17 protein-coding genes are annotated in these 23,621 nt (G+C 36.0%); 7 read left to right on the top strand and 10 right to left on the bottom strand.

Going from position 1 to position 23,621, the window contains the following annotated elements; all coding sequences use genetic code 11:
- Positions 1-8: 8 nt before the first annotated feature.
- From ACYT6F_RS19135 to ACYT6F_RS19125, 3 genes are all read right to left on the bottom strand, one after another.
- Positions 9-2,183, bottom strand: a complete 2,175-nt coding sequence (locus tag ACYT6F_RS19135) for a hypothetical protein (protein WP_472599198.1) — start codon at positions 2,181-2,183, stop codon at positions 9-11.
- 277 nt (positions 2,184-2,460) lie between these two features.
- Positions 2,461-4,917 carry a DUF5686 family protein gene (locus tag ACYT6F_RS19130; protein ID WP_472599197.1) on the bottom strand — a complete coding sequence of 819 codons (2,457 nt, stop codon included), beginning with the start codon at positions 4,915-4,917 and terminating at the stop codon, positions 2,461-2,463.
- A 125-nt stretch (positions 4,918-5,042) separates the two neighbouring features.
- The gene (locus ACYT6F_RS19125; RefSeq protein WP_472597785.1) at positions 5,043-6,020 is read right to left on the bottom strand and encodes an IS110 family RNA-guided transposase; all 978 of its coding nucleotides are present in this window, start codon (positions 6,018-6,020) and stop codon (positions 5,043-5,045) included.
- A gap of 325 nt (positions 6,021-6,345) precedes the next feature.
- Here ACYT6F_RS19125 and ACYT6F_RS19120 point away from each other — a divergent pair, with 325 nt between their 5' ends.
- Both ACYT6F_RS19120 and ACYT6F_RS19115 read left to right on the top strand, forming a co-directional pair.
- Positions 6,346-8,625 (top strand): nSTAND3 domain-containing NTPase, encoded by a 2,280-nt coding sequence (locus ACYT6F_RS19120; RefSeq protein ID WP_472599196.1) that lies wholly within the window; start codon positions 6,346-6,348, stop codon positions 8,623-8,625.
- Positions 8,626-9,324: 699 nt separating this feature from the next.
- Positions 9,325-10,017 carry a hypothetical protein gene (locus tag ACYT6F_RS19115; RefSeq protein ID WP_472599195.1) on the top strand — a complete coding sequence of 231 codons (693 nt, stop codon included), beginning with the start codon at positions 9,325-9,327 and terminating at the stop codon, positions 10,015-10,017.
- Positions 10,018-10,040: 23 nt separating this feature from the next.
- On the opposite strand, the gene ACYT6F_RS19110 is transcribed toward ACYT6F_RS19115, so the two are convergent.
- The 3 genes from ACYT6F_RS19110 to ACYT6F_RS19100 form a co-directional block, all read right to left on the bottom strand.
- Positions 10,041-11,018 carry an IS110 family RNA-guided transposase gene (locus ACYT6F_RS19110; protein ID WP_472597785.1) on the bottom strand — a complete coding sequence of 326 codons (978 nt, stop codon included), beginning with the start codon at positions 11,016-11,018 and terminating at the stop codon, positions 10,041-10,043.
- A gap of 974 nt (positions 11,019-11,992) precedes the next feature.
- On the bottom strand, positions 11,993-14,596 hold the full coding sequence (gene alaS / locus ACYT6F_RS19105; protein WP_472599194.1) for an alanine--tRNA ligase: 2,604 nt from the start codon (positions 14,594-14,596) through the stop codon (positions 11,993-11,995).
- Positions 14,597-14,714: 118 nt separating this feature from the next.
- The gene (locus ACYT6F_RS19100) at positions 14,715-14,963 is read right to left on the bottom strand and encodes a hypothetical protein (RefSeq protein ID WP_472599193.1); all 249 of its coding nucleotides are present in this window, start codon (positions 14,961-14,963) and stop codon (positions 14,715-14,717) included.
- Positions 14,964-15,159: 196 nt separating this feature from the next.
- On the opposite strand from ACYT6F_RS19100, the gene ACYT6F_RS19095 reads away from it, so the two are divergent.
- The gene (locus tag ACYT6F_RS19095; RefSeq protein ID WP_472599192.1) at positions 15,160-15,609 is read left to right on the top strand and encodes a DUF417 family protein; all 450 of its coding nucleotides are present in this window, start codon (positions 15,160-15,162) and stop codon (positions 15,607-15,609) included.
- A 14-nt stretch (positions 15,610-15,623) separates the two neighbouring features.
- On the top strand, positions 15,624-16,727 hold the full coding sequence (msrB, locus tag ACYT6F_RS19090; protein ID WP_472599191.1) for a peptide-methionine (R)-S-oxide reductase MsrB: 1,104 nt from the start codon (positions 15,624-15,626) through the stop codon (positions 16,725-16,727).
- A gap of 314 nt (positions 16,728-17,041) precedes the next feature.
- Here the strand turns inward: msrB and ACYT6F_RS19085 are convergent, their stop codons facing one another.
- From ACYT6F_RS19085 to ACYT6F_RS19070, 4 genes are all read right to left on the bottom strand, one after another.
- Complete coding sequence (locus ACYT6F_RS19085; protein ID WP_472599190.1) at positions 17,042-17,722, bottom strand: hypothetical protein; 681 nt, start codon at positions 17,720-17,722, stop codon at positions 17,042-17,044.
- Positions 17,719-18,357, bottom strand: a complete 639-nt coding sequence (locus tag ACYT6F_RS19080; RefSeq protein ID WP_472599189.1) for a hypothetical protein — start codon at positions 18,355-18,357, stop codon at positions 17,719-17,721. Before ACYT6F_RS19080 ends, ACYT6F_RS19085 begins: the two co-directional genes overlap by 4 nt.
- Before the next feature lie 167 nt (positions 18,358-18,524).
- Positions 18,525-19,370 carry an ABC transporter permease gene (locus tag ACYT6F_RS19075; protein WP_472599188.1) on the bottom strand — a complete coding sequence of 282 codons (846 nt, stop codon included), beginning with the start codon at positions 19,368-19,370 and terminating at the stop codon, positions 18,525-18,527.
- A gap of 2 nt (positions 19,371-19,372) precedes the next feature.
- On the bottom strand, positions 19,373-20,275 hold the full coding sequence (locus tag ACYT6F_RS19070; protein WP_472599187.1) for an ABC transporter ATP-binding protein: 903 nt from the start codon (positions 20,273-20,275) through the stop codon (positions 19,373-19,375).
- 225 nt (positions 20,276-20,500) lie between these two features.
- Here ACYT6F_RS19070 and ACYT6F_RS19065 point away from each other — a divergent pair, with 225 nt between their 5' ends.
- From ACYT6F_RS19065 to prfB, 3 genes are all read left to right on the top strand, one after another.
- The gene (locus tag ACYT6F_RS19065; RefSeq protein WP_472599186.1) at positions 20,501-21,871 is read left to right on the top strand and encodes an AAA family ATPase; all 1,371 of its coding nucleotides are present in this window, start codon (positions 20,501-20,503) and stop codon (positions 21,869-21,871) included.
- 21 nt (positions 21,872-21,892) lie between these two features.
- On the top strand, positions 21,893-22,369 hold the full coding sequence (locus tag ACYT6F_RS19060) for a hypothetical protein (RefSeq protein WP_472599185.1): 477 nt from the start codon (positions 21,893-21,895) through the stop codon (positions 22,367-22,369).
- Positions 22,370-22,455: 86 nt separating this feature from the next.
- On the top strand, positions 22,456-23,568 hold the full coding sequence (gene prfB / locus ACYT6F_RS19055) for a peptide chain release factor 2 (RefSeq protein WP_472599184.1): 1,113 nt from the start codon (positions 22,456-22,458) through the stop codon (positions 23,566-23,568).
- Positions 23,569-23,621 lie beyond the last annotated feature (53 nt).

Below are 23,621 nucleotides of genomic sequence, written 5' to 3'. Positions count from 1 at the left end.
TAATTATTTTAAAATTCCAGAAGCTTCAATTTAAACTGAATAGCAAAATTTTGCTTAAAATTCCGTGTAGTGTAGTAGCCCACTCTGTAAAATAGCCCCAGATTAAAGTAGGTGGAAAGGAAATTATTCCATTCCAGGCCGACTTCCTGATACAGATGGTCGAGCGGTTTAAATTTAAACTGATGGTATTCCGGATGTTTCATATTTCCGATGGTTCCTCTCAGCACAAAGTCAAAACTTGAAATATTCAGTCCGAAACTTTTAAAATACAGAGGTAATTTGTGCGTAAAATAGTAGGCTACGAAGCGGTCATTGTAATATTTCCCCCCTTCAAGCGTGGCAAACCCAAGAAATGAGGTAAGGTTGAAGTTAAAATCCCTTCTTGGCGAAGCCAGTCCGTTCATCGTAAAATTCTTCCATATCGGTGCATCTCCGATCACCATTCCGCCGTACAGCCGGAACCCGGTTGTTCCCAGCATAGTCTTGAAATTATGTACGAAAAGAGCATCGAACCTTGTATAATTGAAGTCACCGCTCAATGCCTTGTAGCTTTGTTCATAATTAAAATACAGCTCCGGATATTTCTGATCAATGAGGGATTTTCCCTGCGGTGTCATGATGTTGGTAGAATTCGGGGAATATTTTAACGTAAACAGTGTATTGAAGTTATTAAAAGAAGAACCTCTGTCGCGGAAAGAATAATCAAACATGGCTTCCTCAAGATTGGTGCGGGCTGCAAAAACCAGCGTTAATCCGTTCGTAACATCGTTAAGATAAGAAACAGAACCTCCTCTGTAATGGTAATAGCGGTCGTTATTAAGATTATTGCCATAGTTGGCCGTTCTCATTTTGAAGTTCCAGAGTCTTCTGTAAAATTCGCCCGAAGCAGTTACATCATCATAGTAATCGATCCTGAAATAAGAATCTTTTTCAAGAGTCGTCTTAATATCAAGTCCGATTCTGTATTTCCATTTATCATCCTTAAAACCATAGGCAAAAGTGTAGTCCGGTGAAAAATACGGATTGAAATTTTCATTAAGTTTTGCTTTTAAACCTACCCTGAAGCCTTCGTATAAGTTATAATTCACGATTTCATCCACCGCAAAGTCTACAACGCCTATTTTTATCTGTCCGTTTAACAGGAGTCCGCTTAAAACTCTTGCTTTACGGTCAATATTATATATTTTTCCGAGGCTGTCGATGGTTTTATAGGTATTTCGTTCCCTTTCCGTTAAAGGACCCGTTCTGAAGCGGTCCAGAGTTTTCCCGTCAATATTTTGTACTGAAAAAGTATAGCCTTTAAAATCATTTTTGTCATGATCGGCAGGCGACTGGTAATCAAAATACCGGGAAGTGAGGAAAGCATATGTTCCGAAGCTCTGTTTCCTGTTTTTTGAGTGTTTTTCATCGGGATATTCTTTGTTATCCTCCTGCATGACCATATTGCTCATTTTCAGCTTTACGGTTTCATGGGCAAGAAACCATTTGTTATTGAAATAGATCCAGGTACTGGTAATGATGCCGTCATTTTTATTTTTGCTGAAATTTTCAATTTTTTTAATGCCGTATGTATCGGTATCAATATAGATGGCACCGTTATATTTTCTTTTTTTATCAGGATTTTTAAAATTAACCTCCCGGAAACGGATTACAAAGTTCTTTCTTCCGTCTATTTCAATGGTATCTGTCAAAAAGAATCTGTACAGTCCTCTGTTTTCCTTTTTAAGCTGTGCGGGAAGCTGGTCTCTGTTGCTCTGCTGGAGGGCGATCATTTCATAGATCGGCTGTTTTAATCCGGAAATCCTGTTATCGAGAATATTGATTTTCTCGCCGTATTTTTTGGTATATAAGAATTCCTGGGCTCTCTCCCAGAGAAAAAGTTTACTTTTCGAAAATATTTTTCTGGCGGAAATATTATTCAGGGAATCTTTTTCTCTTTTTTTTCTGAATAGATCGGCATTTTCGAAAAACTGTTTGTATTGTAAAATGCTGTCTTCATCAATGTCCAGAGAAATTTTTTCATACGATTTGTAGGAATAGGAGTCCAATGTTTTAGGTGAGTTTTCACGGAACAGCTGATTCACTTTTTTCAGGATTTCAAGCGCCCGGGGATCACTTTTATCTTCAATCACAACCGTTTCAATAGAAGTGACTTTTGATTGTGAGAAACCAAAAATGCACATACAGAAACATAAAAACAAGACAATCCTTTTCATAAAGAGATGGCAAAATTAGTAATATTTATGATGCTGTAAAAGTTTATTAATTGATATTAACAGCCGCTTTCACTGATGATGTTGCTAAACGACATAATCCCGGAATTTCCGGGATTATTATTTCTGATCTAATTATATTTTAACAAACAACACCGTTTATTTTTAACGGTAAAAATGTTTTATTGCTCTTTACCTCATTTGATTTCGAACTGCGGTTAAAAAAGTATAATAACATGAATTACTATCAGTTCAACAGGTTGAATTTTATCTTGATTCCGATATTGTCTTTAAATTCCGATGTCTGGTAATATCCGAGTCTGTAAGAAAAGCCTACCCCGAAATTGGTGCCCAGGAATCGGTTCCAGATCAGCCCCGCTTCCTGGTAATAATGATCCAGGGCAATGAATTCAAACTGGTGATCCTGCCTGTTTTTAAAGCCACCGATGGCCGACTGATATTCAAGCTCAATGGACGAATATCTTTTGCCCAGCGTTTTAAACCTGAAAGGCAGATACTGGGAAACTTTAAATGCCGCAAATCTGTCTGCAAAGAATGTCCCCGAAGGCATCGTGGCAAATCCGAGATTTGAAGGCGTACTGATGTTGGAGTACCATTTGTCAACATTGGCATCGTTTTGCCCCGCAATTTCAAAGTTCTTCCAGATCGGTGCGCTGCCTGAAGAAATTCCTCCGAATAATTTAATATTGGTGGTTCCCAGTTTCGATCTGAACTGATGGATAATTAATGCGTCCAGCCTGTTATATTCAAGATCGCCGCCGAGGGTTTCAAATCCCTTTTCATAATTGACAAAAACCTGCGGATAGCTCTTTTCATACGTAAACTTTCCGGAAGGCGTCATGATATTCTTGTCATTCGGTGCAAATTTTAAAGAAAGAATAGCATTGATATTATCAAAGCTGTTCCCCAGGTTTTTATACTGATAATCAAAAAGGGCTTCCTGTTTTTCTTTGTTCACCGCGATTTTCATGCTTAAAGAATTGGAGATGTCATAAAGATATGAAGCGCCCCATTTTTGGTTTTTATAGAAAACTGCATTGTGAAGGTCAAGATTGATGTCAGATACCTTCATCATCATATCCCACATGTGGTTGCTGAATCTTCCTGCTGCAAACACATCATCAAGATATTCAACCCGGAAAACTGACGTTCTTTTTTCGGACAGTTTTACATCCAGCCCAAGACCGTACTTCCAGCGGTGGTCCTTAAAGCCATATCCGAAATATCCGTCCGGAGAAAATGTTTTACTGAATTTTTCATTAAGCTTAATGCCGGCACCCAACCGGATTCCCTGGTATTTGTCGTAGCTGAAGAACTTGGTGAGATCAAAATCGATCATTTTATAGCGGAGGTTTCCTCTTAAAAGCTGGGTTAAAGTATTTAATTTTTTTTCAAAATCATGTTTCTGTACAAAACTGTCGATTTTGGTATAAGTATTACTTTCCCTTGCAGTAAGGCTGTCGGTTCTGTATTGCTGCAGCAGGCTTCCGTCGGAGTTTTTCATCTCAAGCGAGTAGCCTTTAAAATCAGAAGCTTTCTGGGGTTCATTAATCTCAAAATCAAAGAACCTGTTTTTTACATACAGGTAATTTCCGAATTTCTTCTGGTTGTATTTACTTTTTTCACCGGGCTTTATACTGTCTTTTTTAGAAACATCAAAACTTGTATCACCCATTTTCAGCTTAAGATCCTCATAATCCAGAAACCATTTATTATTGATCGGTTTCCAGACCGAAACAATATTGCCTTCATTTCTTTTTTTGCTGATGCTTTCAAACTTTTTCAGGGCAAAAGTTTCGGCGTCAACATATATTTTCCCGTTGAATTTTCTCGGATTCTGCTTCTTTTTATCCGTGATTTCTTTGAATTTGATCACAAAGGTCTGTCTTCCGTCCAGCTGTATGGTGTCTGAAAGATAATAATTGAATAATTCCCTGTTTTCAGGCCTCAGCTGTCTCGGGGTTCTGTTAAGATTGGAAATATTAATGGCCATCGCCTCATAAATCGGATTTTTAAAACCGGACATCCTGTTGTCGATAATATTGGTTTTTTCGCCAAACTTTTTAGAATATTTGTATTCCGTGGCTTTTTCCCAGAGAAACATCTGGCCTTCTGCTGAAGCGTCAATAAAGTCTTCGGCAATTAGGGAATCTTTCTTTTCACTTTCTTTCTGTTTAACTGTTGCAGGATCTATTCTAGAAAGCGAATCTTTTCTCACTGCTAAAAAATTCCTGTACATGTCAATCGAGTCTTTATCCAGGTCAATGGAAAATTTAGCATACGATTTGAAATTGTAGGAATCTAAAGACTTTGGGGAATTTTCTTTCGCTCTTTTGTTTAGTTCATCAAGAATTTTCAGGGCGCGGGGGTCACTTTTATCATTAATAACAACACGGTCGATATTCCCTCTTTTCTCTGATAATGGCTGCATGGAAACCTCCATGCTTTTCTTTACATCCACCGTCAGATCTTCAAAATTGCTGGCCAGAATTTCAACTTTTTTACATTTCGTTTTAAAGGATAAAGCTCCGTTAAGGTCGGTTTTTCCTAAAAGCTCATCATCGCAATACACGGCCGCATTATAGATAGGCTGTTGGGAAGCTTTACTGAAAACTTTCAATTGAGTCTGTCCGAAAACAAGTACTGTTAACAATAAAAAAAGGGTGGATAAAAGTTTTGTCATTAGTCTTTTTTTAATAGTTAGACAAAACTATTGATAAGAAAGTTACAATACCACAGAAGAAAATATAATGTTTTGTTAAAAATGAAATCAGCTGTATCCACTTTACGACTCCGTCAGTTCGATTTCTATGACATCTGCAAATTATTTTCATACACAGAATTATTTTTTATCAAAGCATAAACTCTGTGTATGATTTTATTTCTAATTGCATTTAAAACAGACATCTTATTCTTCCCTTCTAAAACTTTTCTTTGAAAATATAAAGCGAGATCATTCTTTAATCTTATGGAACTCAGAGCAGCTAAGTGTAAGATCTTTTTTAGTTCTTTATCAGCCATTGTAGAGACCCTGGGTTTATAATAAATTGACGAACCGGAGCGATGATCAAATGGAACAACACCAGAATAGCAAGCCATCTTCCTTGCCGATTGAATTTCTGTAAAACCATTGGTCTTAACAATGAGCATAGTAGCCAACACTTTCCCAACACCTGGAACGGTCTGGATTCTTATATATTGATCCTTCAGTTCTGTATTTGACTCAATGATCTCTACCATCTTTTTTTCAATTGTTTTAATCTGTTTATCTAAAAGTAAAATCAATTGCTTGTTAAGCTTTATAATTTCTTTATCTGCATGATTTTTAAGAAAGCTTAAATCTTTCATCTGTCTCAATAAACCTGCTCTTATTTTCACTCTGTGTCTGCGTTCCGTATTAAGTAAGCTTATTTTTTGAATATCCAAGGATTTAGGAACCCAAGGTTGTAGATCCATGTAATTTTTTTCCAAAAACGCACAGATTCTTTGACTGTCTAATTTATCGTTTTTACCTCTTAAAAGACCGATGCTTTTCTTTAAATGAAGTGGGTTTATAACAAAAACCGGTATGTTCGTACTACTTAAAACTTCGTAAAGTTCAAAATTGTATCTTCCGGTATTTTCCATGCCTACAACGGTATTTGCATCATTGGAGAAGCTTTTAAAAAACTTTTTAATCGCTTTTGAACAATTTTCAATTTGATAATGTTGTGTTTTAGAGCAACTGTTAACAAAAACATCCAGAGTTAGCTTACTAATGTCAATTCCAATAAAAACTTTTTCCATAAATTTGTTTTGATTAATAAAGAGAAACTTATCATCATCTCAACTCCTTAATAATGGGCTCCAATCCCTAATTTCTATCTGAGTTTTTGATAAGAAAGTGTTTAAGTCTCAATCGAACTATGAGTTTTTCTCTGAGTAGATATTAGTTTACTTAAACACTTTTCTCTTGTTAATAAATGTATTAATTTCTTTTTACAAATCTAAAGGAGTAAAAATTATTTGAAAAATAATTTTGTATCGAGAACTTTGGCTTTTGACATAGATAAAAAGTCATATGAAATTGAAAATTATTATTCCTTAAATTTGAATAAAACGAATAAATAAAATGGACTATGACTTTTCAAAATTAAATGATCGCGAATTTGAAATTTTAGCTGCTTCTATTATTGAGAAAGAACTAAAAGTTAAAGTAGAAACCTTTAAGTCCGGACGAGATGGTGGTGTTGACGGTAGATTTTGGATTGGTGAAAACAACGAAGGCATTATACAATGTAAGCATTATTTAGAAACACCTTATTCTCAATTGATTTTAAAATTAAAAACTGAAGAGTTCGCTAAAGTAAAAAAACTAAACCCAAGTAAGTATATTTTTGTTACTTCAAAAAAGCTTTCTATAAGAAATAAGCAAGAAATTAAAGAAGTCTTCCAAGCATATATTCATACAGAGGGAGATATTTGGGGACTAGAAGATTTAAATAATTTTTTATCTAAAAAGGAAAATCAAGATATTGTTGAAAGAAATTATAAACTATGGATTACCAGTACAAGCGTATTAAATATTCTTTATAACAGTGCTATAAAAGGAAGAAGCCAAGCTACAATACTTGAAATTGAAGAAAAGGCTTATAAATATGTAGTAACTGAAAATCATAATAAAGGGCTAACAATACTAGAAGAAAATAATGTAATCATTTTGACTGGTGAACCCGGAATAGGTAAAACGACGCTTGCTGATAACTTGGCAATTTATTACATAGCAAAAGGATATGAATTCTGTGATATAGAAGAAAATGTTAGTGAAGCTGAAAGTTTGTTTCGCGAAAATGAAAAAAAGAAAATTCTATTTTATTGTGATGATTTTTTAGGAAGTAATATGTATGATGCAATCAACAATAAAAAAGATTCTCACATTGTCAAATTTATAAATAGAATCAAAAAAGACAAAAGCAAAAAATTTATTCTTACATCAAGAACAAATATTTTAAACAAAGCATACAGCTTAAGTCACAGCTTCCAAAATCTAAAAATTCGCGATAATGAATTTTTATTAACAATTAAAAATTTGACTAATATAGATAAAGCAAAAATTCTTTACAATCACATATATCATTCAAATTTACCGGAAGAATTTATTGATGTTATATACGATGATAAAAGATATAAGGAAATAATTAAACATCAAAATTTTAATCCCCGAATAATAGATTTTATAACAGACTCTTCTTTTATTGGAAATTTAAAACCCGAAAATTATTGGACATATATAATCAAAAGTCTAAATGAGCCCGAGGTTATTTGGGCAGATTATTTTCAAAATCAATCTGATGATTGCATAAGAGCTCTCACATATTTAACTGTTTTTAATAATGGAAAAATAAGTGAGGATAATTTACGAAACTCTTACACAATCTTTCTGAAGATTCACCCAGTAAATATGGGAGATAGTTCTGATAAAAGCTTTGAAGCAGTAAGAAAATTAGCTACAAAATCACTGCTAAACAGAAATCAAATTGAAGAAAACAGATATGAATATATTTTATTCAACCCATCAATTGCTGATTTCGTTATAAGTACATATTCTAATGAAATTGATTTGATTTGTAATATTATTAAGGCATTAGATAACGAAGTTTCCATAGATTATCTACATGTTCTGTTAACGTCTAATAAGATTAATAAATCATATAATAATAGAATTTTTGAAAATTTATTTGATTATTTTTTTGAACGTAAATTAAAAGAGGAAAATTGGGATTTTTTAATCTCCTTATGCTATTTTCATTCTTATAATAAAAAAGTAGAGTTCTTTTTAAATAAATTAATAAATACCAATAATCCGAATGGAAGTAGATTATGGGAATTATTAATAATTTTAACAGATTTTGAACCAAGAATTGAATTTAAAAATTTTGAATTTTTATACAATTTCATAAATGACGTATATGATGAAGAAACATTAAAAAAGCTATTAGATTTTGTAGATGAATACAAAATTGAAGATGAGTATATTTTAATGCAAATTGATATTTTAATTGAACGATATTTGAGAAGCTTTATTGATAGCAACGATTTAGATATAGATTATAATAAACATATTAATCAAACTTACAACTATTACGAAGATTATCCTGAAGTAGATGTTGATATACATGGTATTGAAGATGAAATCAGAGAGAACCTTGATTCTTGTTTAGATGGCTTCAACGAAAATGTTTTAGAAAAAATTTCTTTCTCTACATCTAACATAGTTTCAAGCATAGATATAGATTACAAAGTTACAAGATATTTGGAGAGTTATGAACCTGACTATGACCGTGATAGTTATGGCAGTTATTATTCAGGAAGCTCAGGTGAAGATGATATTGATGGCATATTTGAACGTTAATAAGGTAAGTGAAACTATTTTAACATTAATTGACGAAATGGAAATTATAAGAGAGAAATTTAATGTTTCTCCTTCTGTTGCAACAGCTTATTATATTTCCTCGTTAACATGAGATTTAGTTAGAATCCTAACCATTAAAAAAGTTATCAATAAATAAAAAACTCAAGCAACTTGCAAGATTCTCACTAAAAAAACAACCTCCCAATCCCATCCCATTCAAAAATATTTTTATATTTGCTGTACGAACAACGAAAAAACAAAATGATGATCTATAAAAATAATCCCGCAGTTCATGCGCAGGCTTCCGGTACTACTGGTTTCCACAAAAATTTCAACTTTAATAAGCAACTTACTGATTCTAAAAACCGGTAGAGTAGTACGTTAGATCTTTCAAGGAGTTTGAAGACAGCTTCAATCGTTTAGAAACGGTGTTCAGGCATTCAGTAGGGATCAGCAACCACTTTGTTAGGACGTTCAAGTGTTTAGTAACGGCAATCAACCGTTCCGTTGAGCCCGTCAAGCATTCCGAAGACAAAATCAACCGTTCCGAAGAAGCGATCAACCACTCCGAAGAGGCAATCAAGTACAATTTGTTATTTTACAGTGCTTTACAGCCGTTTTTAAGGAAATGAATGTATTCAGCAATCCATATACATTAGACTTCAATTATATTTTTAAACACAAATAATCAATACCATTATGAAAAAAGATCAGGTAAAACGTGATTTTAATCTGGCAGATGCTGTCCTGAAACAAAAAGCAGATGAATTAATCGCTTTAATCGACAGAGATATCGCCGAATTTACTGACCGTGGCTACAACGCTGAAAAAAGGACTGAACTGATGGCCGCACGAAACGCGGTAGATGATTTCCCCAAAGATGAACAGCTGGAAGCCATCAAAATGAATCTCACCGAAAAAAAAGATGCCGCCAGAGATGCCCTTGAAAAGACCATGCGCAGTATTTTCAATATGGCCGAAAATGTTTTCGGACTGTATGCTGCCAAATATAAGGAGTTTGGCAATGCTGCAATCAGTCAGCAAAGTGATGCGGAAATCGTTCGTACCGCTAAAATAATGACTGCCACAGCTCAGAAATATCTTACCGAGCTTTCGGATGAAGGACTTACTTCAGATAAAATCAATACCCTCGTTGCCCAGCGGGAGGCACTGGATCTCGCGATTGATGCACAGGCTCAGGGTATTTCCGATAGGGATGTCGCTACCGAAGGACGTATTGAAGCTCTGAATAAACTTTACCAGCTGCTTACCAAATATGCAGGAACAGGTCAGGATATTTTCTATGAAATAAATGAAGCGAAATATAACGACTACATTATCTATGACACCCCAAGCGGCTTACCGGAAGTTCCGCCTGTGAATCCTGTATGAAAAGTCTCCCGTCAGTTCGATTTCTATGACATCTGCAAATTATTTTCATACACAGAATTATTTTTTATCAAAGCATAAACTCTGTGTATGATTTTATTTCTAATTGCATTTAAAACAGACATCTTATTCTTCCCTTCTAAAACTTTTCTTTGAAAATATAAAGCGAGATCATTCTTTAATCTTATGGAACTCAGAGCAGCTAAGTGTAAGATCTTTTTTAGTTCTTTATCAGCCATTGTAGAGACCCTGGGTTTATAATAAATTGACGAACCGGAGCGATGATCAAATGGAACAACACCAGAATAGCAAGCCATCTTCCTTGCCGATTGAATTTCTGTAAAACCATTGGTCTTAACAATGAGCATAGTAGCCAACACTTTCCCAACACCTGGAACGGTCTGGATTCTTATATATTGATCCTTCAGTTCTGTATTTGACTCAATGATCTCTACCATCTTTTTTTCAATTGTTTTAATCTGTTTATCTAAAAGTAAAATCAATTGCTTGTTAAGCTTTATAATTTCTTTATCTGCATGATTTTTAAGAAAGCTTAAATCTTTCATCTGTCTCAATAAACCTGCTCTTATTTTCACTCTGTGTCTGCGTTCCGTATTAAGTAAGCTTATTTTTTGAATATCCAAGGATTTAGGAACCCAAGGTTGTAGATCCATGTAATTTTTTTCCAAAAACGCACAGATTCTTTGACTGTCTAATTTATCGTTTTTACCTCTTAAAAGACCGATGCTTTTCTTTAAATGAAGTGGGTTTATAACAAAAACCGGTATGTTCGTACTACTTAAAACTTCGTAAAGTTCAAAATTGTATCTTCCGGTATTTTCCATGCCTACAACGGTATTTGCATCATTGGAGAAGCTTTTAAAAAACTTTTTAATCGCTTTTGAACAATTTTCAATTTGATAATGTTGTGTTTTAGAGCAACTGTTAACAAAAACATCCAGAGTTAGCTTACTAATGTCAATTCCAATAAAAACTTTTTCCATAAATTTGTTTTGATTAATAAAGAGAAACTTATCATCATCTCAACTCCTTAATAATGGGCTCCAATCCCTAATTTCTATCTGAGTTTTTGATAAGAAAGTGTTTAAGTCTCAATCGAACTATGAGTTTTTCTCTGAGTAGATATTAGTTTACTTAAACACTTTTCTCTTGTTAATAAATGTATTAATTTCTTTTTACAAATCTAAAGGAGTGTTTTTCGCAGCGCAGCGGAGAAAAATGTATCGAGAACCTGTGAATGGAAAGACTGGTGGAAGTAACTTCTCGATACGCTTTTTCAAAGCTACTCGAAGTGACGTTGAGCATAATGTCATAATAATCAATATTTCGTCAGTTCGAGTGTTTTTCGCAGTGCAGCGGAGAAAAATGTATCGAGAACCTGTGAATGAACAGACTGATGGAAGTAACTTCTCGATACGCTTTTTTCAAAAGCTACTCGAAGTGACGTTGAGCATAATGTCATAATAATCAATACTCCGTCAGTTCGAGTGTTTTTTGCAGCGCAGCGGAGAAAAATGTATCGAGAACCTGTGAATGAACAGACTGGTGGAAGTACTTCTCAATACGCTTTTTCAAAAGCTACTCGAAGTGACGTTGAGCATAATGTCATAATAATCAATACTCCGTCAGTTCGAGTGTTTTTTGCAGCGCAGCGGAGAAAAATGTATCGAGAACTTGTGAATGAAAAAAACTGGTGGAGGTACTTCTCGATACGCTTTTTCAAAGCTACTCGAAGTGACGTTGGGTACGATATCAATAAGAATTATTCCTACGTCAGTTCGAGTGTTTTTCGCAGCAGAGCGGAGAAAAATGTATCGAGAACGAGTAAATAAAAAGACTTATAGCAATAACTTCTCGATACGCTTTTTCAAAGCTACCCGAAGTGACGTGTAACAAAATCACCCCTTTCAAAACTGAAAGGGATGATTATTATTTAAATTTTATTAAAAATATTCTCTTATAGATTCAACGCTTTCTGATAGGCATTTTCCAGTCCTTCAAGATTTTTTCCTCCTGCTGTGGCAAAGCCCGGATTTCCACCGCCGCCGCCCTGGATTTCTTTAGCCAAATCTTTAATCAATGCTCCTGCCTGATAAATTCCGGCTAAATCATCAGAAACGCCAACGGTAATCATTGGTTTTCCGTCTGCGTCGGACAGAATAATCGTAATGGAAGTCGGGATCTCTTTCTTTAACTGGAAGACGATGTCTTTTACCGAACCGGCATCCAGAGAAGTTCTTTTTACCAGAAGTAATTTATCGCCTTTTTGCTCGTAAGCTCCTTTCCAGTTGCCAATTTCTCCTTTGGCTTTTTCCTTCTTCATCGCATCTACTTCAGCCCTCAATGTTGCATTCTCCTCCATTAATTTCTCAATAGAACGTACGACATCTTTTGATTTCAGCAACTGTGAAAGCTCAGCAATCTGCTTTTCAAGATTTTTGAAATATTCTTCAGCCTTATCTCCAGAAATCGCTTCAATTCTTCTGATTCCTGCGGCTGCGGAACTTTCCGAAATGATTTTGAAATGTCCGATTTCGCTGGTGCTTTTCACATGGGTTCCTCCACAAAGTTCCATAGAAGTTCCAAACTGGATCATTCTTACACTGTCCCCATACTTTTCGCCGAACAAAGCCATGGCGCCTCTGTCCAGAGCTTCCCGAATCGGAATGTTTCTGAATTCCTGTAAAGCAATATTTTCCTTGATCCTGGCATTAACCTTTTCTTCTACTAAGGCTAATTCCTCCTCCGTCATTTTATTGAAATGAGAGAAGTCGAAACGCAGGTAATCCGGACCAACAAAAGATCCTTTCTGCTCTACGTGAGTTCCCAGAACTTCTCTAAGCGCTTCATGCAGTAAGTGCGTTACCGAATGGTTGGCCTGGGAATTTTTTCTTTCCGTTGCATTTACTTTAGCATAGAAAACAGCGCCCGCATCTTTCGGAAGACCGTTGATTAAAGAAATAATCAGTCCGTTTTCCTTCTTTGTTTCTAATACCTCAAAGCTTTCTACAGCGTTTTCCAGGATTCCTTTATCTCCAACCTGGCCACCGCCTTCCGGATAGAAAGGAGATTCGCTTAAAACCACCTGGTAAAATTCTCCGTCTTTATTTTCTACTTTCCGGTATCTGGTAATATAGGTTTCAGATTCAAATTGATCATAACCTACGAAGTTTTCAGGTTTTTCTTCTAATGTTACCCAGTCATAGACTTTCTGAGCAGAATCGGCCTTTGAACGCTGTTTCTGTTCATTTAAAGCGTGTTTAAATCCTTCCTGGTCAATTGTTAAACCCTTTTCTTCCGCAATGATTCTGGTAAGATCGTCCGGGAAACCATACGTATCATACAATTCAAAAACTTCTTCCGTTGGCAAAACCTTCGCATTATTGGCAATCGTCTGCTGAATTAATTTTTCAACCCGGATCAGTCCGTTTTCAATGGTTCTTAAAAAAGATTCCTCCTCACTTTTAATCACCTCAGAAACAAGTTTTCCTTGTTTTTCAAGTTCAGGGAAGAATGTACCCATCTGCTCCTGTAAAACAGCAACCAATTGATAAAGGAAAGGTTCTTTCATTCCTAAGAAACGGTAAGAATAGGAAATTCCCCTTCTCAAAATCCTTCTGATCACATAACCTGCTCCTCCGTTGGAAGGCAGCTGCCCGTCGGCAATTGCAAAAGAAACCGCTCTGATATGGTCTACCACCACGCGGATGGCGATATCTTTTTCGTCTTCTAAAATCCCGGTGTATTTTTTTCCTGAAAGTTCTTCCACTTTAGCAATTAAAGGCGTGAAAACATCAGTATCGTAATTGGAAGATTTACCCTGAAGCGCCATACAAAGACGCTCAAAGCCCATTCCTGTATCCACATGCTGTGCAGGAAGCTTTTCAAGGCTTTTATCCGCTTTCCTGTTAAATTCCATAAAAACCAGGTTCCACACTTCCACCACCTGCGGATGATCGTTATTCACCAGTTCTAATCCAGAAACTTTAGCTTTCTCTTCCTCAGTTCTCAAATCCACATGAATTTCCGAACACGGCCCGCACGGTCCGCTTTCACCCATTTCCCAGAAATTATCTTTTTTATTTCCATTGATAATTCTGTCTTCGGAAATGTGGGATTTCCAGAAATCATAAGCATCCTGGTCTCTGTCAAGATTCTCGGAAGCGTCTCCTTCAAAAATCGTTACATACAGGTTTTCTTTAGGAATTCCGTACACTTCCGTCAGCAATTCCCAGGCAAAAGCAATAGCATCTTTTTTAAAATAATCCCCGAAAGACCAGTTCCCCAACATTTCAAACATGGTGTGGTGGTACGTATCACGGCCCACATCATCCAGGTCATTATGTTTCCCGGAAACCCGCAGACACTTCTGGGTATCGGCAATTCTCGGTGCAGTAGGAGTCTTGTAGCCCAGGAAAAAATCCTTGAACTGCGTCATCCCCGAATTGGAAAACATAAGGGTAGGGTCGTCTTTCAGAACAATTGGTGCTGAAGGAACGATGAGGTGGCCTTTGCTTTTAAAATAATCTAAAAATTTTTGACGAATCTCTTGTGATGTCATAATTTATGTTGCTTTGCTTTTTACATTTTTGATAAGATGCAAATTTAAGATTTTTGGGGGATTTAGGTTGAAATATTTGACACTTTTGCGAAGAATGTTTTAATAATCTGAACATTTTTCAGGAGCTGTTTCCCGCTTTCCGTTGCAATTCCTCATTTCGCGTGTTAGCCAAAGGCCGGGCGTAAGCCTGGCCTTTGGCTAACACGCTCCATTCCGGGATTTTCACTGCAATCGGGGCTAGGCTGCAGTCATCATTATCAATTGAAGTACAAAATCCTGAATAATGAGTTGTAAATATCAGATCAATGTATACTTGTTTTTGCAGTTTCCCAAAAGATTTGTCATGCATCCCGATATAGTTTATCATAATCCTGAAACAGTTTATGCTTAGCAGGATGGCCATCGGAGCGCATACTGTTGAAAATTAATGATTCTGAAATTCAGGGTTTTAAAGAGAAAATGCCTACAATATTGATATTTCATAAAATAAATTGTCAGGATTATGAAAACATTCCGACTATATCCTGGAAGACAATAAAGTATTCAATCAAAATCTTAAAAAAATGAACGGAACTGTACTTAAAATTGACAACAATAACCTCGTCGGGAAGGCCGGATATTATATTTCGCTTTTCGGAGCCGCTGTAATTCTGCTCTGGATCGGAATCTTCAAATTTACCCCAACAGAAGCAAATGCCATAAAACCTTTAGTGGAAAACCACTTCCTTACTTTTTTCGTATATGATATTGTAAGCGTTCAGGCAGTGTCTGATACTATCGGAGTGATAGAAATTATCATTGCTGTACTTCTGCTGTTTAGTGCGAAATTTGCATCACTGAGAAAGTATGCCGCAGCCGGAATGATTATTACCTTCCTGATAACATTGAGCTATCTATTTACAACCCCCGGAATCTGGAAAACAGTCGACGGAATTCCGGTAACCGATTTCTTTATTGTAAAAGATGTGATGCTTTTAGGATTTGGTTTAATGATTTTAGATCTGAAAAAATGAAAAAAAATATAAAAATGAAGAACATATTGATTTTACTCGGCGTGGTGCTGGGAATAGCAGTATTTGCAACAAGCTGCGGAGATTCAAAAAAAATGAAGTCCGCTGAAACAAAAAAAGAAAATGAGACCATTATGGACAATAGAAATTTAAAAGAAGTGTATTTTGCAGGAGGATGCTTTTGGGGAACAGAACATTTTTTTCAACAGATTAGAGGTGTCGTCGGAACTGAAGTGGGATATGCGAATGGGAATAAAGAAAATCCTACTTATGAAGAAGTTGTAAGCCATACTACAGGTTTTGCAGAAACGGTAAAAGTAAAATACGATCCTGAAGAAGTAGACCTTAAGCTGTTAATTGATCTTTACTTCAAAACCATTGATCCTACAAGTTTAAACAAGCAGGGAAATGACAGGGGAGATCAGTACAGAACAGGAATTTACTCTACTGACAAAGAAACGGAAGCTATTGTAAAAGCCGAAGTGGCGAGACTGGCTAAAAATTACAGCAAGCCTGTGCTGGTAGAAACGATTCCGTTGAAGAACTTTTATAAAGCAGAAGACTACCATCAGGATTACCTGGATAAAAATCCGGGAGGTTACTGCCACATTGAACCGGGATTATTTGAAATGGCAAGAAATGCAAACCCTCCTAAGAAAAAAGAAACCAAATATCAGAAGCAGGATAAAAAAGTTTTAAAAGAAAAACTGACTGCCGAACAATATAATGTAACCCAGGAAAATGGTACGGAGCGCGCTTTCCAAAATGAATACTGGGACGAAACGCGTGAAGGAATTTATGTGGATATCACTACCGGAGAGCCTTTGTTTATCTCTACTGATAAATTTGAATCCGGATGTGGATGGCCAAGTTTCTCAAAACCGATCACAAAACAACTCATCGATGAAAAGCTGGACCGTTCACACGGAATGACAAGGGTAGAGGTAAGAAGTAAAACCGGAGATGCGCATTTGGGACACGTTTTCAATGATGGCCCTGCGGACAAAGGCGGACTTCGTTACTGTATCAACAGTGCTTCCCTGAAGTTTATCCCGAAAGCGGAAATGAAAGAAAAAGGGTACGGAGAGTATATTGCTCTTCTTGAAAAAGATAAAAAATAGTATTTTAAGTGAAGTGATTGAGGGGGCTGCCGAAAGGCAGTCCTTTCTCTTTATTTTATTTTTGAAAAATGTCATTCTTAACTTATCGCAGTGAAGAATCTATAAAACAAATAGTATAGCTTCCGAAATAAAATATCCCACAGATTTCACGGATTACGCAGACTTTAAATGTATATAACAGATATAGTTAGTGCAATTCAATCATGAGCTTTATCAGATCAACTTGTTGATTATTCTTTGATCCTGAAATAAAAATGCTAATTATGATAAACTTTGCGGTAAAATACATCTTCCCATTTTTTTAAAAGGATTCATTATACGAAACGGAATCTTTGGATCTGAAACCTTTCCTTAATGCTGAGCATGGAAATATTTAAGAACAGCAAAAATCCAAACATGATGTAGTAAGCTCCTTTTGGGAGTTTAGAAACATTTTCAAAAACTGTCTGATAATATTGACGGTTAATAAAATCGTAAATTTTATCAGAAAAAGTCGGTTCATAAAAATTATCGATCACGTCATTACACAGAAGACAATCCATTTCTTCAAATTTTTCCGCTTTGGGATCCATGTAATTTACCGTGGCAAATAAATGTCCTGTTTTTTCCAGATCTAAGGCATACGTTTCATGTTTTGCAATGGCCATATCATTTAGTAAAGAAACAAAGTCACCGTACGTATTATTGTTTTCTAAAATAAATTCTATTCCGGTATCTTTTTCATTGCGTTTTTGAAGTGACTTAATTTCCGAAACATAAAATTTCGAATTTTCTTTAGCTTTTGAAGGATCAACTTTTATTTTTTTATAATCCCAGTTTCGTACGGATTCAAAACTAAGAGTACTATTGATTTTATCTCCTGTTAATTTTGGGGGAAGCCAAATATCAACTACATTATATTTAGTTTTATCAATGTAGGGATTAATATAGTACCAAAATAAAACAGGTACAATCAAAGCGCTGATAAGCCCGGGGAAATAATATATCTTTTTCATGCAAATTTTTTTTTGAGTTGAAGATTTTCTTTAATGCTAAACATTGAAATATTTAAGAATAACAAAAACCCAAAGATGATGTAATAAGTTTGGTTGGGAACATGATTGATGAAGGTCTCAGGTTTAAGAAAATTCAATGCAATTTTCTCTTCATAATTCTCGCCCCCTACAACGCCTCCACAAATATATTCTCTCTCTACAGCGTTCGGATCTTTGTACATATGGACCGCAAAGAAATGATTGGTTTTCTCCACGTCTACTCCGTAGGTTTCCTGCTTTGCCAGCTTCATGGCATCAATTAAGGCAATAAAATCCTGATAATTATTTTTATTTCCGATCACAAATTCAATTCCAGTTTCCTTTTCATTTCTTGCCTGAAGCTGTTGCAATTCAGAAACGTAATATTGTTGATTTTGAAGAGCGGTGTTAGGCTGAACAATAATTTTTTTATAATTCCATTTTCGGTAGGGTTCAAAAGTATTCAATGAATTTTCCCCTCCTTTGTTTACTTTTGCGGGAAGTCCCAGATCCATCACGGTGTATGGTTCATGAGTTCTTTGGCTCCCGTAAAACCAAAACAAAACCGGAATCAGCAAAGCGCTGATGAGTCCGGGCACGTAATATATTCTCTTCATGGGATTAATTTTATTAAATATAAAATAAAACTTCAATAAAAATAAAAAAAGTGACCCGAAAAACGGATCACTTTATTATGTAATGAATAAATTCTAACTTTAAACTTTAAACTTTAAACTTTAAACTTTAAACTTTAAACTTTAAATCTTGAACCTTGAATCAATAATTACCAGTCTCTCTTTCTTAAAATCCAGTACGATCCGAAAATAAAAATACCGCACCAAACCAAACAGGCAATTAAGCTTTCCGTAGGATAGTGGAACTCGTATTTAAGGCCTATCATTTTTGCCATTTTCAGCCTCATTATCGGATTCGGAATCAGGCTGGACATACTTTCCAGTGGCAAAAGATGGGTAATAAAGAAATCATTCTGAAGTACTGCATTTCTTTGAGCTTCCTGCAGTCCGCGTACTTTCATAAAAACTTCTACTCCTGATAAAATCGCTTCTCCTATCCAGAAGACAAAAAGTGCGAGAAAAACAAAAACCGACTTTCTCAATAAAACAGAGAGAAACATTAAAAAACAAAAGAAAGTGAACAGTTTTACAAAATAATTTCCGATAAAAAAGATCTCTTCAAAAACCTTGGCAGATTCCGTAGTATCAGAATATTTATATCCCAGGAAGATTGTAATTCCAAAAACGATAATTGTTGAAACAATAGTAAAAAAGCTGATCGTTAGCAATTTTGAGAAAATAAATTCCTTTCTGCTTAATCCGTCAATTGTATTCTGCTTAAACATGCGGTTGCTGAACTCCTGTGAAATCGAAAAAACGATAATCAGACCCAGGAATATTTTCAGCAATGCAACAATCCACGTCGTAAAGTTCCATATTCCGGGAAAATTATAAATGCCCTGTTCTTTAAGATTGATGGTTCCCCCGAAAAGGTCGAAGTCAATAAGTCCTATAAAAAGCAATGCAATAAGAATTGCAAAATAAAGGATGGTAAAAATCTTGAACGGTTTGTAATTCAGATTTTTATAATATTCTAGTTTTAATAATTTGATCATGATTAGTTCGTGTTTTTTACAAGTTCAAGGAATTGAGATTCAAGAGACATTTTTTTCTTGGTTAAATGAGAAAGAAATATTCCCTGTTCGGCCAGCTTCTGATTTAAAGAAGAAGCAGAAATAGAAGCATCATCACGGATCTGGGCTTTCAGAAGATCTCCCTCCGGATGAACGGCTGTAAACCACCCAAGCGAATTTAACGCATTCAGAAGCAATGTGTTGTTGTCTGCTTTCAGTTCAAAATAACCATTATTGGCAGTCATTTCATCCACCCTTCCGCTATAAATGGAATTTCCTTCTTTCAGTACAATCACATGGCTGCAGATTTTTTCGATCTCATCCAAAAGATGGCTTGCAATTATAATCGTGATTCCCTGTTTTGCAATATTGCTGATGATTTCACGGATCTGGATAATTCCTTCAGGATCGAGACCATTGGTTGGTTCATCCAGGATCATCACGTCAGGATTGTTCAGCATCGCAGAAGCAATCGCCAGACGCTGCTTCATGCCCAGTGAAAAGGTTTTGAAGGTGTCCTTTTTTCTTTCAAGTAAGCCTACCGTCTTAAGAACCTCATCAATTCTGTGATATGGCGTTCCCTTGATCTCGGCCACAATTTTAAGATTCGTTTCCGCACTCAGGTACGGATAAAAATTCGGCTGCTCGATAATAGCGCCGATTCTTTTCAGCGTATCGGGATCAGTTCCTTTTTTACCAAACCAGTACCATTCTCCGCTTGTAGGATTAATGGTGGAGAGCAACATACCGAAGGTTGTGGATTTTCCGCTTCCGTTAGGGCCCAAAAGGCCATAAACATTACCTTTCTCGACGTCGAAAGAGATATTGTTTACAACGATTCTCTTGAATTTTTTAGTCAAATTCTTTACTGACAAAACTTTTTCCATGTAATTTGTTTTACATAGTAGTAGTCTATATAAATATTGAATTGTTACAGAAATTACGATAAATCAATTTAAATTTAATTTCAAATACGCTATTTTTGGTATTAAATCTGTTTAAAACAATTTAAATTTTACCACACCGAAAGTTCGACGGATTCAATAGATTCAGAAAATTATTGTCATTGTGGTTAAAATAAGTTTAAAACAGTTTAGCATTAATGTATCGTTATGAAATTAATTGATTTGGCAAAAGAACTGAACGTTTCGGCAGAAGCAATAAAACAGTTCATTCAGGATTTTGATCTTGATCTTGCAGAATGTATCAGTACCAATTTTGAAATAAAAAAAGACTTTGAAAAGTTTGCCCGTGAAAATATAGAGTTTTTAAGGCTTTACGAAAAAGACCTCGACAAGGCAAAAACCCTTGAGCAAATCGCCGAAAAGATCAATCAGCCTAAAGAAAAAGTAGAAAAGGCAATCAAAGAAGCAGATCCCAATATTTTTGATAACGGCTTCTTCAAATCTTCCGTTTCCAGCTACGGGATCGATAACAGGCTGGGAGGGAATTATAAATTCGTTTATGATTACTTCGGGCATAAAACCAGTCTTCAGAAAAGAGATTTTATAGGATACAGAGACTTATTTTTCTATATTTCCGGTATCTTGGAGCCTTTTCTTAATCCGCAGCAGATCAAAGACTGGGGAATCAATAAGCCTGCGGGAATTATTTTATACGGTCCTCCTGGAAGCGGGAAAATTTTCTGGGCTACCAAAATCGCAGAAATTATCGGGTATCAATTTAAAGAAGTGAAAAAACATTATCTCGGAACTTCCTTTGTGGACGGGAACCGTACAAATTTTAATGATTTCCTTGTTGCCATGATGAAAGAAGAAAAAGTACTGCTGTTCCTGGAAGACTTTGATAATATTATGATGGCCAGAAAAGCCGAAAACAACGTGACTTCCTGCAATCTTGAAACCCAGGAGATTATTTTGCATTATATTTCGAAATTTGAGCAGGAAAAACTGCTGATGGTGGGTTCTGCCAATTCGGTTTCTGAAATCGACGAAGAAATCCTGGCTCCGGGAAGATTTGATGTCATGATTCCTGTTTTTCCGCCCAACCTCGCAGAAAGATCAGAAATAATCCTTTACGCCATGACCAGAAACCTGGAAAGTGATTCTCTTTTGTTTAAAATTTTAAAAAATAACAAAGCCGATAAAATTCCTTTCTGGTACGAAATCTCTTCCCAGATGAAGGTTTTCAGCAACACCATGCTGATCGATTTTACACAAAGCCTCAAGAAAAGAATTAAAAATCTGTATCATAAAACCAGAAATGAAAATCTTAAGATCGATCAGAATCTCCTGAAAGCCGCTTTACGAGATGCTGCAGGAAAGCTGACCAAAGAATATCTGGATCAGATTGCCCGATTTTTGGCGGATGTCATTGTCAATAATTTTGACCAGTTTCAGAACAGGGTGAAAGACCTTAAAACCGAGCTGGATTCTTACAGAGCTGTTGAGGAACCGAGAAGGGTCATCGGTTTTGCTCACAATGAGGAGGAAGACAAAAACACAGGTAAGGAAAAAGGATAGTGTACTCCAAATTATCACATAATGAAATATTTACCCTTCGAATTAGTGGTTTATGAGACCGAATTATCCGAACAGGAAGTTCTCGGAAAACTTTCAGATTGCGTTCAGGATAAAAAAATCCGTTTTTTTCGGACTGATAATCCTCTGAAAAAGTATGAAGGCTTTATTGATGAAAACACTTTTAAGATCAGCAGGATCATAAAATATAGAAACTCTTTTCTGCCTCAAATTACAGGAACAGTACGAAATGACGGCCGCACAACACAGGTGGAAGTTAAAATGCAGCTAGATATGATGGTTACTGTACTTGTAATATTTTGCTGTTCAATGGTTTTGCTGTCGTTTCTGTTTGCCGTTTTTTCAACAGCAGAAATTACAATAGATTCATTTGTGCCTTTAGTAATGCTCGCTTTTATTTATTTTTTAACCCTCTTTTGTTTCAGGTATGAAAGCACAAAATCAAAAGCTGAGCTGATGAAAATTTTTAAGGCCCAATAAGTAATAGAAAAATAAGAGATTCTTCAGATTGTATGAATTCATAAAGAAGGAATAAAAATTTCTTATTTTTGCAAAAATAAAAAATCGTGATAAACACCGACCAGATAAAAGAAATTCAGTCAAGAATCGACGACCTTCATAAATATCTTCAGATCGACAAAAAGAAGATTGAAATTGCGAATGATGACGAAAAAACCGCCGCTCCGGAATTCTGGGACAACCCAAAGGAAGCAGAAGCTTTCCTGAAACAGCTCCGTTCCAAGAAAAAATGGGTGGAAGCCTACGAAGAGATCCATACCCAGTTTGAAGACATTCAGGTACTGATGGATTTTGCCAAAGAAGATCCTGATTCTGAAAAAGAGCTTGATGAAACCTTTCCCCAACTGGTAGAAAAGATCGAAGATCTTGAATTTAAGAATATGCTTTCTAATGAAGGCGACGAGCTTTCCGCCGTATTGCAGATTACAGCCGGAGCCGGAGGAACCGAAAGCTGCGACTGGGCTTCCATGCTGATGAGAATGTACACCATGTGGGCGGAAAAGCAGGGTTACAAAATACGTGAACTCAACTACCAGGAAGGCGATGTTGCGGGTGTAAAAACCGTAACGCTTGAAATTGACGGTGAATTTGCATTCGGATATCTTCGGGGAGAAAACGGCGTTCACAGGCTGGTAAGAATTTCACCTTTTGATTCCAATGCTAAAAGACATACCAGTTTCGTTTCGGTGTATGTTTATCCTTTGGTAGATGATACGATAGAAATCAACATTAATCCTGCCGATATTTCCTTTGAAACGATGAGGTCGTCCGGAGCGGGAGGGCAGAACGTCAACAAGGTGGAAACAGCTGTTCGTTTACGCCATGCGCCGACAGGGATCATTATTGAAAACTCCGAATCCCGTTCACAGCTTCAGAACAAAGAGAAGGCGATGCAGTTGCTTCGTTCCAGGTTATATGAAATGGAGCTCGAAGAAAGAATGAAGGCCAGAAATGAAATTGAAGCCAACAAAATGAAAATCGAGTGGGGAAGCCAGATCCGAAATTACGTAATGCATCCTTATAAATTGGTAAAAGATGTACGTTCCGGATATGAAACTTCGGATGTGGATTCGGTCATGAACGGAAATCTCACCCCATTCCTGAAAGCATTTCTCATGGCCGATGGAACCGCGGTTTCAGACGATGATATGGACTTATAAAACCGATGTTTAATTTTCGTTAAAATCTTATAATAAATTTCGGAATGACGTTT

The organism is Chryseobacterium sp. NG-CE01 (assembly GCF_055695505.1).
The sequence above is the reverse complement of the archived record's forward strand: the minus strand, read 5'-3'. Positions and strand labels throughout refer to the sequence as shown.

Coding starts and splice junctions, on each gene's coding strand:
- ACYT6F_RS19135 (WP_472599198.1), bottom strand. CDS start 2,183: ATGTGCATTTTTGGTTTCTCACAATCAAAAGTCACTTCTATTGAAACG.
- ACYT6F_RS19130 (WP_472599197.1), bottom strand. CDS start 4,917: ATGACAAAACTTTTATCCACCCTTTTTTTATTGTTAACAGTACTTGTT.
- ACYT6F_RS19125 (WP_472597785.1), bottom strand. CDS start 6,020: ATGGAAAAAGTTTTTATTGGAATTGACATTAGTAAGCTAACTCTGGAT.
- ACYT6F_RS19120 (WP_472599196.1), top strand. CDS start 6,346: ATGGACTATGACTTTTCAAAATTAAATGATCGCGAATTTGAAATTTTA.
- ACYT6F_RS19115 (WP_472599195.1), top strand. CDS start 9,325: ATGAAAAAAGATCAGGTAAAACGTGATTTTAATCTGGCAGATGCTGTC.
- ACYT6F_RS19110 (WP_472597785.1), bottom strand. CDS start 11,018: ATGGAAAAAGTTTTTATTGGAATTGACATTAGTAAGCTAACTCTGGAT.
- alaS (WP_472599194.1), bottom strand. CDS start 14,596: ATGACATCACAAGAGATTCGTCAAAAATTTTTAGATTATTTTAAAAGC.
- ACYT6F_RS19100 (WP_472599193.1), bottom strand. CDS start 14,963: ATGATAAACTATATCGGGATGCATGACAAATCTTTTGGGAAACTGCAA.
- ACYT6F_RS19095 (WP_472599192.1), top strand. CDS start 15,160: ATGAACGGAACTGTACTTAAAATTGACAACAATAACCTCGTCGGGAAG.
- msrB (WP_472599191.1), top strand. CDS start 15,624: ATGAAGAACATATTGATTTTACTCGGCGTGGTGCTGGGAATAGCAGTA.
- ACYT6F_RS19085 (WP_472599190.1), bottom strand. CDS start 17,722: ATGAAAAAGATATATTATTTCCCCGGGCTTATCAGCGCTTTGATTGTA.
- ACYT6F_RS19080 (WP_472599189.1), bottom strand. CDS start 18,357: ATGAAGAGAATATATTACGTGCCCGGACTCATCAGCGCTTTGCTGATT.
- ACYT6F_RS19075 (WP_472599188.1), bottom strand. CDS start 19,370: ATGATCAAATTATTAAAACTAGAATATTATAAAAATCTGAATTACAAA.
- ACYT6F_RS19070 (WP_472599187.1), bottom strand. CDS start 20,275: ATGGAAAAAGTTTTGTCAGTAAAGAATTTGACTAAAAAATTCAAGAGA.
- ACYT6F_RS19065 (WP_472599186.1), top strand. CDS start 20,501: ATGAAATTAATTGATTTGGCAAAAGAACTGAACGTTTCGGCAGAAGCA.
- ACYT6F_RS19060 (WP_472599185.1), top strand. CDS start 21,893: ATGAAATATTTACCCTTCGAATTAGTGGTTTATGAGACCGAATTATCC.